The sequence below is a fragment of the uncultured Chryseobacterium sp. genome (assembly GCF_913776365.1).
In the GTDB taxonomy this organism is placed as follows: domain Bacteria; phylum Bacteroidota; class Bacteroidia; order Flavobacteriales; family Weeksellaceae; genus Chryseobacterium.
In genome coordinates this window covers 1-10,383 of sequence record NZ_CAJYMO010000312.1, presented here as the reverse complement: position 1 = coordinate 10,383, position 10,383 = coordinate 1, and the positions used below count along the sequence as shown (strand labels likewise).

Genomic DNA, 10,383 nt, shown 5'->3' with positions numbered 1-10,383 from the left:
GTCGTTTTCAAAAATGCGGATAAAAATGTAGAAGCTTTCTTCCCGGCTGATCCTGATTTCTTCATCGAAAAAAGGGGATTCCCATGCTGAAATCCGTTCCTGAAAATACCTGATGTTTCCATCCAGCCGTTCCAGATGTTCCTCTGCCAGCAGGGCGCCGTATCGTTGGGTCCAGGCAGGCGAAAAAAAAGGAATATATCGGGTAAAGGAATTCATGGTCAGTACATTTTCACGGGATTGACGGGAAGCTCCTCTTCACGGATCAGGTAAGCAATCAGGTTGAACCAGTGGCTGCAGTGGTCCAGGATCCAGGCGTCGGAAGAAACGGCAATTTCCGCATGTTCGGCAAGGTAGCGGTCAGGATTGAATTCCAGTGCGGCCTCCCATGGAAGATGATGTTCCTGCGCAGATTCCAGCACCATCTGTTTGATCCTGCCGCTGTTCGATACCGGTTTGTCAAAGATCCAGTATACTTTTTCGACACCGGATGTGCGGGTAAATCGGGCAATGAGTTCAACGGACTTCAACGTCTGTTTTACTCTTTTATAGGTGCCGTGGACTCCGGAAAGATCGCGGAAGCAACCGTCGAGCCCTTCAAAGATATAAGCTCCGGACAAAAGGCTTTCCAGTAAGATCAGGACATTGAAACCATCGAGATATACGGTTTTTCCCTGCAGGCCTTTGATATCAAGCTCCCTGGATTTCCGGTCAGAAAGCTGGTGTTCCGAAGCTGAGGCGCCACGGAATGCCTGGATCTGACGGGTTTTCAGGCGGTACCGGTTGCCGGCCAGTTCAGAAGCTGCTTTTTCAGGATAGTCCCGGCTCAGCAGGTAGTTCATGTCGCGGACGGCCTGTTTCAGTTTTTCCCTTTCCTTTTCCGGACCGAACAGCAGGTCGTCGCCTGTATTTTTACCACGGTTTCTCTCACTCATGTTCAAAGGTAAAATTATTTTTCCGTGTAGGCATAATATCCGGCATCGGAACTGAAAATGAACAGTATGTTTCCTTTTACTCCATAGGTTCCTTCATCACTGATATACTCGAAATAGTCGCGCAGGATTTCTCCGTTAGCTTTCAGGATGTTGTATCCTTCAGGAGTCCGGAAAACACCGACTGCATTTTCCTGGTAAGCCGGTGTACGGCATTCATACGGGCTGGAAAACATAAAATGCAGCTGTTTGTTCTGATACGTATAGTAATTCCACTGGTTCTTTTCAGACAGCATAACGTATGGTCCTGTAAACCGGGCTTTTGTATATTTTGTTTTGGTGATTTCTTTTCCTTCGGTATCCAGCAGGCTGTAACGGTTTTTCTTTTTCGCCAGGATGAGGTTATCCGGATTATCCTTGTACAGGAGCCGGTTATTAGAAATAATAGTGTCGGAGTCTGTGCTGAAAACCGGTTGGTGGTCCTGGCTGGTCAGATTGTATTTTCCGTTTCCTGTTTTTGAGATGAAATAGTCGGGTGTTGCCGGCATGGCACAGGCAATGCTGCTTTCCTGTCTGCTTCCGTCTTGCATCCGGTATATGATTCTGTCGGTACGGTCGTCAGAAAACAGCACAAACTTTTCATAGGATGATAATCTTACAATATCCGGAACAGGATGATGGTAAACAAACTTCCCGTTCCTGTCAATCAGTCCCCACCTGTTATTGTGCTTTACGAGGGCCGTCTTGCCTGCGAAAGGGTAAGCAGCTTCATATCCGTCAGGGAATACCCTGCTTTTCGTTTTACGGTTGTAAAAATGATAAGACTGCCCTGTATTCTTTTCGGAACGGTCATCTTCTTTCGCACTGCTGACGAAAATACTGTCATGGCCGGATATTTTTACGATCTCATTCAGCATATTAAGGTCCACACCGAATGCCGTGAGTGTTTCCTGGGCGCGGCAGGTTCCGGAAAACAACAGCAATATGATGAAAAGAGAGGATATTGTGGCTTTTGGTTTCATGATTATAAAGAAGTTTGATAGCTGCAAATCTATTAAAATAAAAATACAGGACAGTTTCCATGAACATCATTTTCAAAATGAACCGGCTTTGTAATAAAGGCGTTAAATTTCCGGATACTTATCAGGTAAAAGTTTTGTTGTCAGCAAAATAATTTTATTTTTGTTAGATGATGTCATACCAATCCCCGTTTTTAGATACGCTGTTTCTGCTCCGGAAGGAAGAATGCATTACCCTTTTTGCAGGAATCGGGGAAATTTCCTCGAAGGAAATTCAGGAGGCGTCCGGTTATTTTGAGGCTGAATTCGGAAAGGAAAAGCTGGAGTTTTTATCTGATACAATGCCGTTTGATGCGGCAGCAGCAGTCTGGGCAGGCAAAGTGCTCTACCATAGTGCACAGCTGTACCTGATCCGGAAAGATACCTTCAAAGACCTGGAAAAGCTTATTCCTGAGTGGGACGGCAAAAAAGACATTCCCGCCAAGCTTTCCGCCGATCTGTCACTGCGGTTCTTACCACAGGTTTTCAGTGCCCTGAAAGAGGCTGATCCTGAAGATCCGCTGGTTTTCCTGCTGGAAGGCATCCTGAAACAGTTCCACTATTCCGCCATCGGGCTGGATCTTGACCTGAAAAATGTCAACTGGGAAGAGGAACTTGAGGATACAACCTACCGGAAACTCTATCTGGAAAGGATCGTAGAGAAAAAAGCCTTCTCACTGGCGGAAGTTCCTTTCCTTAACAGGCTTCTGATGGCTGAATTCGGGATGTACAGGGACGTTTTCTGGAAAGAACTGATGTAACGGGACCTTTGCTTGGCCTAGTAAAACTCAGCGGTACGGTCCTCAGAAAATCAACATTTTCACGTTTACAATAAAATAGAAACAATGATTCAGACTATAGAAAAATTAAATAGAGCCCTTGCTTACGTAAAAGATACCTTTGTCGGTAAAAATGATGTGGTGGATCTTCTGGGCATCTGCCTGCTGGCCAGGGAAAATGCCTTTCTTTACGGGCCTCCGGGAACGGCAAAATCGGCCATCGTAAGAACCCTGGCCCGGACTGTAAAAGACGGGAACAATTTTGAATACCTGCTGACACGGTTTACGGAACCGAATGAAATTTTCGGTCCTTTTGATATCAGGAAATTAAAAGAAGGGGAACTGCTGACCAATACCGAAGGCATGATGCCGGAAGCATCCATGGTGTTCCTGGACGAGATCTTCAATGCCAATTCAGCGATCCTGAATTCCCTGCTGATGGCCCTGAACGAGAAGATCTTCAGAAGAGGTAAAGAAACAAAACATCTTCCTGCACTCATGTTTGCAGGAGCAAGCAATGTCCTTCCCGAAGATGAAGCCCTGAATGCATTGTTCGACCGTTTTCTTGTCCGGATCAACGTAGATTACGTGCAGCCGGAGCTCCTGCAGCAGGTGCTGCTGGCCGGAAGGAAACTCGAAAACAATACCGCAACCGAAGTTCCTGAGATCCTTTCCGGTGAGATCCGTGAGCTTCAGGATCTCTGTAAGGCAGTTGACCTGAAACCGGTATACGAAGTGTACCTGAATACCATCATGAGCCTCCGCAATACCGGAATTGCCATCTCTGACCGCCGGGCCGTTAAAATGCAGAACCTCATCGCAGCCAGTGCCCTTATCTGCGGCAGAAACCAGGCCGTCCTTTCCGACCTGTGGGTGCTGAAACACATCTGGGATACTGAAGAACAGATTGAAATCCTGGAAGGGATCATCAACAGAACCATTGAAAAGGACGATCACCCGCAATCCCATCCGCAGGCTTTACAGAATAAAGCCCCGAATCCGGAAGAGGTGATGAAAGACGTAAAGATCCTGACGGAGAAATGGAATGGCAATGATCTGAGCTTTGAAGAACAGAACGTCGTCAAAGACAAATTGAGATACCTCCAGACCCGCTGCGACTGGATCCGCAACCCTGAGCAAAAACAGTACATCCAACAGGAAATAGAAAGTCTATGGCAAAAGATCCTTCAGAGCCTGTAAAAGAATTCCGGGCAGCGCTTCCCCGCACCGATGAAGATTTTTTAGGTTCGATCCGTGACTGGAAAAATGTTCAGCTGGCACTCGATGAAGAGGTGATCTGGCTGAAAGGCTTCACTCCGGAACAAGCCGCTTCGCAGGAAATCCGGCAGCTGCCGGGCCTGCTGCTCTATGAACTGCGGGAAGGCCTGTTGTTCAGAAAAGAGGCCCTGGTTCCCAGTGGGAAAATGAGGACGGCTTTACTCTGGACGCCTATTGACAAGGCCCTGAAGCTGACTTTTCCGCTGTCCAACAATAATTTTTTCGGGATTGATGAAAAAGTTGAAGTGAAACTGAAGCCGGTTGAAGAAGAACGGCCTGCTGCTGCACTTTTATGTTCAATGGCAGAAATCAAAGGCATTATTGTAACATTGCCGAAGTTCAGGTTTGAAAGGATCGACTGGATCCTTATCGATGACAAAGCCTTATTTCTAGGCACACCATTGTTGGGTTTGCCCGGAAAACCCTACTGGGAAGACAACGGGCACCTTCTGCCTACAGGTTTTGATTTTGAATTCAGCAACCTCAGTACCTTACTGCAAAGAAAATACAATGCGGATCTTGAACAATGGCTTCTGTGGACTGAAGACGGACCTCTGTTCCGGCTTCCCAAAAGCAGTTTCCGGAAACTCTCCGTAAGCTCGTTCCGTCTCACCGAAAAATCACAGGAATGGATCTCATAACCTATTTTCAGGCCCATGAAAATTATTTCTGGGAATGGACTACCGATGAAGATGTACCGGATGATACCGGCTATCACGAAAACAACCTTCTTTCGATCCCGAATGTAGGAGCGGTTGCGTACAGGCCTTATGTCATCGGAATTCTCAGGGAACTGAAGGAGTACGGATTTCCGCCTTTCGGCGCTTTGCTCCTTGTTTTATATGCGCTTCATGAAGGCTATCTGAATCTGGATGGCGTTTCTTATCATCTGAACAGGCAAAGAAATATGGTAGGGGAAACTCATACGGATATTGATCTGGCGATTGCGTTTTTGGAAAATATAAACGGTGTCAATAATTCCTTCAAAAAGGGACGCAATAAAGGTATCCTGTTACAGACCGTTTTTAAAGAGAGCCACAACAGGATTTCCTCCGTAAGTTCAGGACTGATCTTAAAGGTCTTTGAAACAAAGCCTCAGATCTTAGGTGAAGCGGCTGTTAAAAAGGACCTTACTGCGGCTGTATTCAGCAGGGATATCAAGGCATTGGCGCTGCTTCAGTCTAAATTTCCGAACCCGGAATCCATTGTGGATGCCATGAAAGGCTTCACGGATATCCCGGAGCTGGAAGAGGAAGTGGTTCAGGAAGATGCTACCGTGGAAACGGGCAGGGAATTCATCCGGCAGCTGACCGAAGAACCGGAAACCTTTCAGGTCGGAAGCCTGATCAAAAGGATCTGGAGCGGCCTGAAAATCCCGATGCGCCACCTTGCACCCGGTGAACAGCCCATCGGCGGGATTTCGGATATCACCAACAAAGGCGATTTCCACAGGATGCTGCTGTCTGAATTTGCCCATGAAGACGAGGTGCTGATGAACCGTGTCGCCAATAACGAAGCCCTCTACATCCAGCGGGAGATTCCGCCTGAAGAAAATATTTTTGAACGGATCATCCTGATCGATACGTCCCTGAAAAACTGGGGAACCCCGAAAGTGCTGGCTTTTGCCTCAGCCATTGCCGTGATGAAACACCCGAAAGCACATTCCGAATGCCAGGTTTTTGTCCTGGGACAGCACAGTGTTCCTGTTTCACTGGACCGGGTGGATGACGTCATCGGACACCTGAACCGGGTAAGCCCGGTGCTGGAGGTCTCGCCGGCACTGGAAACATTTTTTGCGGAAGAACGTACCGGCAAGGAGCTGGAAGTCTTTTTTATTACCCACCGGGAAAATCTGGATCATCCGGATCTTCAGAAAGTGATTCACGAAAACAGGGACCGGCTGAAATTTCTCGTTACCACTTCCGCAGAAGGCGAGCTGAATTTTTATAAGCACCATAAAGGAACCCGGAAACATATCCAGAAAATAATGCTTCCGTTGCAGGAACTATGGGCCAGCCCGCCGAAGAAGGGCCGGGAAAGTCAAAGGGAGAAAAGCGGAATCAAAACCCTGGTTCCGGAAAATTACCCGCTGTTGTTTCCTACACCCAAAGACCGTCTGGCCACATTTCTGTACGAAGGTGATTTCTACCTGCTGAGCAACAAAAAACAGCTGCTGAAAACCTATCTTTCCGATAATTACTACAACCGTAATATCTATGACAGCATAAGCACCCAGAAAGGTTGTGAAGTGATAGCCGGTAAGATTTCGGTAAAGCCGGCAGGACAGTTTGCCTTAGCCAGGGATAAAGCCGGGCATTATATCCTGGCCCAATACCGGCCGGACAAAAAGCTGCTTTCCAGGCTGAACATCGATACCAAGGAATACACCGAACTAAACCTGACCGGGCACAACATTCCGCAGGATTTCTCCCTGGTTTATTTCAACAGGCATTTTTATCTTCACAGATCCGATTCCTTTACCGTTTTTAAAATCAATATAGAAGGCAGCCTGGTGGCGGAGAAAACAGGAAATGATGCCGAAATCAGCAAAAGTGAAATTAAAAACAAAGCGGAACTGGCAAAATTAAGAGATAAAGGCGTTAAGATTTTAAACAATTTTACAGGGATAGGCATCAACCGTTATGAAGAGCTGGTGATTTCCAAATTCGCGCTGGAATATATTACTGATCATGTCTATAATCTGGCTAAGAATTCAGGAGGGACCGAAGTGCCGGCGCATCAGCATAAAAATAAATTCCAGTTCAATGACGGCAGCGAGGTCATTACCGATGCCCGCGGAATGCTCACCTTTATCAGCAGCAATAAGAATATTCCGGTGTTTTATATGCCTTCCACCCATTACGGTTATATGGCATTGGCTACGGAAAAGGAATTCGGGGGCTCCGAATATTATCTGCCCAAACATTCAAAGCTGAAGATCAGGCAGATGGATGAGATGTATGAAGCATATATGGAAGCTTTTATCAAACATGTATTGGAATATGGAACTTAGAATACAACCTTTCCCCAGGAATGAGTATCCCAGAAAAGGATTGCTGATCAGAGGTGCTTCACCGCGGGGTTGGCTTCATGAAATGGAAATGCTGGGCATTGATATCAATACAGTCCGGGCATTTCCCGTTCCTGATAACGAGCCCAACATCCTGTACGGCTGTTTCCTGGTTTTTACGTATACCGCGCCTCCGGAAATCGGAAAGAATATGTATTTCCAATGCGTGGACGACCGTCTTTTTATTCCTGAATACACGACCTTCCACCCGAAAGTCAATCCCGAAGACTGGCAGGGTACGGATGCTGAAGGTATGCTGATGCATCCTGATTTCGGATGGGTAAAACTGAAGGAAGAAATCGACTGGCTTTCGGTGATCCTGGATCCGCCGTCTTTTCAGGCCGCCGTCAGAAAGCCGTCCGCCGGGGTAAAAATCCCTGGTACGATTAAGAGCTTTACGGTGGAGATGGATGACGAGAAGGTGTTGCAAGACCTGCAGGCCCCGAAAACCGAAGCGGAATGGATGAACAGTCTTCCTTTTGACCTGAAAAAAGTAATGGCCGGAAACAAAAAGGAAATTGAAAAATATTTAAAATATATAGAGCAATATCCGGACCGGGCTATCGATCTGGGGGTGCCGCTGGATATCACGGGAAGTTCAAGAGGCGACGGTTTCGGGAAATGGATGTTTGATATCCCTTTGGTCGGAAAACTGTTCGGCGGGAATCCGGAAAAAGAGGGACAGTCGTCCTATACCGAAAAATACCGTTGGGTGTTCTGGGCGTTCCTTATCGTCCTGGGATTGGTGAGGCTGATCGTCTATCTTAACAGGGAAGAGGCGGCTCCTGTGGAAGAAGTATCTTCAGGCAGCATTTCAGAAAAGCCTGATCAAAAGATAATGGCGCCGGTAGTTGCCTACCAGTCCGGGGTTACGGATATCAACATGAAAATTGATTCTATTTACGGAAAAGAGCGGAACAGCCTGATGAAAGAGTATCTTGAAGCATCGGTGAGATTCGGCAGCAAAAATGAGAAAAGCTATGAAGACTACCTGAAATCAGGCGGACGGCCTATTGATGAGGTCCGGAATGATATTCACAAGCTGAATGCCAAGACAGATACCGCCACCGATTCCCTGAGAAGGGTATACCGGAAAAAAATCGTGAAATACCTGGCGCAGAATGAAGAAGTATTCAGGAAAAAAATTACCGATTCTCTCAAAAGTACCGGTTCCGGAAAACCAGCTGATGAGGGGGTCGTAAGGAAAGCGCTCCAGAAAAAGCAGCTCCTGGTGGAAGATTCCTTAGGCCGGCTGTACGGAACCAAAGACTATCCGGAGCCGCCGGCTGTCCTTACGGGAAAGAAACTGGATACCGGGAACAGTGGCCATGCATCGACCGGAACTGACCGTCCGGTTTCATTTTCGGAAATTTTCTGGCTGATCATGGCCATGATCGGGATCATCGGCCTGTATTCGTTTATCGTGAAGCGCAAAAGCCTGAATGCAGGCGGCGAGAATATGCCGGCCGGGACCAAAATTTTCCTGATTGCCGTCTTGGTTGCCATGATCGCCTATATTTTCTACCCGCTGATCGGCATGTTTGGCTACAACTGGTTTGTATGGCTGCTCATTCTCGGTGTGGTCCTGCTTCTGTACCGGCTCTTCAGTGAAGACAAAACCATCCTAAAATCAGACAAAGATGAATAACCAGAAGTTTATCAATAAATTCATCGCCGCATTTTTTCTGCTGGTGGTCATCAAGATCATCGGGATCCTGGCCCAGCTTTTTCACAAAAGCTTCTGGAGCGTGGTGGGTACCCTGGTGCTGTTCATCATCATAGCTGTCATCTTCTTCATTGTCCTGCTCCGGCTGGAAGAAAAAGAAAAGGAAAAAAAATCATCCGGCCGTAACGGGAAACCGGGCGGCGGAAGTTCCTATGTGGAATCTTCGCTCTTCGACAGGATCCGGAACCGATATGAGGAGCTTGCGCAGAAATATATGGACGAGAAAGACTACCGGAAAGCAGCCAAAGTCTACATCAACCTCCTCCGGGACCATTACCGTGGAGCCCATGTGCTGAAAGAAGGAGGTCTGTATAACGAAGCAGCTGTCATTTACCTGAAGAAGCTCAACAATAAATCCGAAGCGGCCTACTGCTATGAACAGGCCCGGCAGTACCGGAAAGCCATAGACCTGTATAAAGAGCTCGGACAAAAGGAAAAGATTGGGGACCTGTACCGGCAGATGGACGACCTCAAAAATGCCAATACCTATTACCAGATGGTCGTGGATGATTATGTGGAAAATGGCCAGATGGTAAAAGGTTCCCTGATCTACCGTAAGAAAATGGAAATGCCCGGTGAAGCCCAGAAAATCCTGCTGCAAGGCTGGGAAGAGGGCCATGATGCTTTCAACTGCCTGAACAATTATTTTGCTAATATTTCCGATGTTAAAAAATTAGATCAACAGATCCGCGAACTGTATGGAAATACGCCTTCTGAGAAAAAGATCACCTATCTGGAAGCCATGAAGCATGAATTTAAGAAAGATCCGAAGCTCCAATCCACCACAAGAAATATTGCCTACGAAATTATTGCCGAAAAAGTAGCTACCCGTTCGGAAATCGTAAATGAGCTGAAACATTTCAACCCGGAGGATGAAGTGATTCTGAAAGATATTTCGAGATATAAAATGGGAAGAAACAGGATGTTTAGAAATTAATCAATTTGAAAAATGGATAACACAATTAAATATCTTCATTTAAATCATAATGGCAGAAATGCATTTGAAATCGCGAGGGAAATTGAAGTATTGCGTACGCCGGTATATGCTATGATGAAAATAAGAGAATTATTTCCGCATCTTTCTATAGCAGAGGCTAAGGAATTAGTGATGATTGCCACTACCCAATACAAAAGTTTACATGATTATCAGGGAAGCCTGTTTCCCGATCTGGAAGAATTCGGTAGAATACTTGATGAAGAAAATCTATAAAAAACTGCGGGAATAAGACTTCCGAAACCATTCGGTTTTATGATCAGGATCAATAAACACTTCTTTGGCTTCAGAAAAAGATTTATCTTTGCCACAACAAATTTATGACAATACAAAGAGCACATATCAGTTTAAATTCATGCGATCACCCTGTACTAAAGGAATCGTTTGGGTATGAATGGATAATATCGGATGAGGCGAAACGTGCTTGCTTTGAAAAATATTTACAATAATCTCGTAAAAATTAAATCAAAATACTGCAGAAACGCCTCGATTGTCGGGGCGTTTTCTGTGTTTTTAGGGCAGAAATTATTTAGAACGAAAAAAAATAAC

9 protein-coding genes and 1 pseudogene are annotated in these 10,383 nt (G+C 46.1%); 7 read left to right on the top strand and 3 right to left on the bottom strand.

The features are described from left to right. From QZ735_RS16465 to QZ735_RS16455, 3 genes and pseudogenes are all read right to left on the bottom strand, one after another. Positions 1–216, bottom strand: a pseudogene (locus QZ735_RS16465) (hypothetical protein); the annotation flags it as partial. A 2-nt stretch (positions 217–218) separates the two neighbouring features. Beyond that, positions 219–932 (bottom strand): DUF434 domain-containing protein, encoded by a 714-nt coding sequence (locus tag QZ735_RS16460; protein WP_294250688.1) that lies wholly within the window; start codon positions 930–932, stop codon positions 219–221. Between the two features lie 14 nt (positions 933–946). Next, a complete protein-coding gene (locus tag QZ735_RS16455) occupies positions 947–1,951 on the bottom strand; it encodes a WG repeat-containing protein (protein ID WP_294250684.1) in 1,005 nt (334 codons plus the stop codon). A gap of 167 nt (positions 1,952–2,118) precedes the next feature. On the opposite strand from QZ735_RS16455, the gene QZ735_RS16450 reads away from it, so the two are divergent. From QZ735_RS16450 to QZ735_RS16420, 7 genes are all read left to right on the top strand, one after another. Beyond that, complete coding sequence (locus tag QZ735_RS16450; RefSeq protein ID WP_294250681.1) at positions 2,119–2,748, top strand: hypothetical protein; 630 nt, start codon at positions 2,119–2,121, stop codon at positions 2,746–2,748. Positions 2,749–2,832: 84 nt separating this feature from the next. Continuing rightward, positions 2,833–3,966: an AAA family ATPase gene (locus QZ735_RS16445; RefSeq protein ID WP_294250678.1), complete on the top strand. Its 1,134-nt coding sequence runs from the start codon at positions 2,833–2,835 to the stop codon at positions 3,964–3,966. Next, positions 3,939–4,685, top strand: a complete 747-nt coding sequence (locus QZ735_RS16440) for a hypothetical protein (protein WP_294250675.1) — start codon at positions 3,939–3,941, stop codon at positions 4,683–4,685. The genes QZ735_RS16445 and QZ735_RS16440 overlap by 28 nt, the downstream gene beginning before the upstream one ends. Next, on the top strand, positions 4,673–7,057 hold the full coding sequence (locus tag QZ735_RS16435) for a hypothetical protein (protein ID WP_294250672.1): 2,385 nt from the start codon (positions 4,673–4,675) through the stop codon (positions 7,055–7,057). Before QZ735_RS16440 ends, QZ735_RS16435 begins: the two co-directional genes overlap by 13 nt. Next, entirely contained in the window at positions 7,047–8,762 is a 1,716-nt protein-coding gene (locus tag QZ735_RS16430; protein WP_294250669.1) for an APC family permease, read from the top strand. Before QZ735_RS16435 ends, QZ735_RS16430 begins: the two co-directional genes overlap by 11 nt. Next, a complete protein-coding gene (locus QZ735_RS16425) occupies positions 8,755–9,777 on the top strand; it encodes a hypothetical protein (protein ID WP_294250667.1) in 1,023 nt (340 codons plus the stop codon). The genes QZ735_RS16430 and QZ735_RS16425 overlap by 8 nt, the downstream gene beginning before the upstream one ends. Positions 9,778–9,789: 12 nt before the next feature. Continuing rightward, positions 9,790–10,050, top strand: a complete 261-nt coding sequence (locus QZ735_RS16420) for a hypothetical protein (protein WP_294250662.1) — start codon at positions 9,790–9,792, stop codon at positions 10,048–10,050. Positions 10,051–10,383: the final 333 nt, after the last annotated feature.

What these genes read in the sequence shown, in the direction of transcription:
- QZ735_RS16430 (WP_294250669.1), top strand. Translation starts at nt 7,047, where the DNA reads ATGGAACTTAGAATACAACCTTTCCCCAGGAATGAGTATCCCAGAAAA.
- QZ735_RS16455 (WP_294250684.1), bottom strand. Translation starts at nt 1,951, where the DNA reads ATGAAACCAAAAGCCACAATATCCTCTCTTTTCATCATATTGCTGTTG.
- QZ735_RS16445 (WP_294250678.1), top strand. Translation starts at nt 2,833, where the DNA reads ATGATTCAGACTATAGAAAAATTAAATAGAGCCCTTGCTTACGTAAAA.
- QZ735_RS16420 (WP_294250662.1), top strand. Translation starts at nt 9,790, where the DNA reads ATGGATAACACAATTAAATATCTTCATTTAAATCATAATGGCAGAAAT.
- QZ735_RS16425 (WP_294250667.1), top strand. Translation starts at nt 8,755, where the DNA reads ATGAATAACCAGAAGTTTATCAATAAATTCATCGCCGCATTTTTTCTG.
- QZ735_RS16450 (WP_294250681.1), top strand. Translation starts at nt 2,119, where the DNA reads ATGATGTCATACCAATCCCCGTTTTTAGATACGCTGTTTCTGCTCCGG.
- QZ735_RS16435 (WP_294250672.1), top strand. Translation starts at nt 4,673, where the DNA reads ATGGATCTCATAACCTATTTTCAGGCCCATGAAAATTATTTCTGGGAA.
- QZ735_RS16440 (WP_294250675.1), top strand. Translation starts at nt 3,939, where the DNA reads ATGGCAAAAGATCCTTCAGAGCCTGTAAAAGAATTCCGGGCAGCGCTT.
- QZ735_RS16460 (WP_294250688.1), bottom strand. Translation starts at nt 932, where the DNA reads ATGAGTGAGAGAAACCGTGGTAAAAATACAGGCGACGACCTGCTGTTC.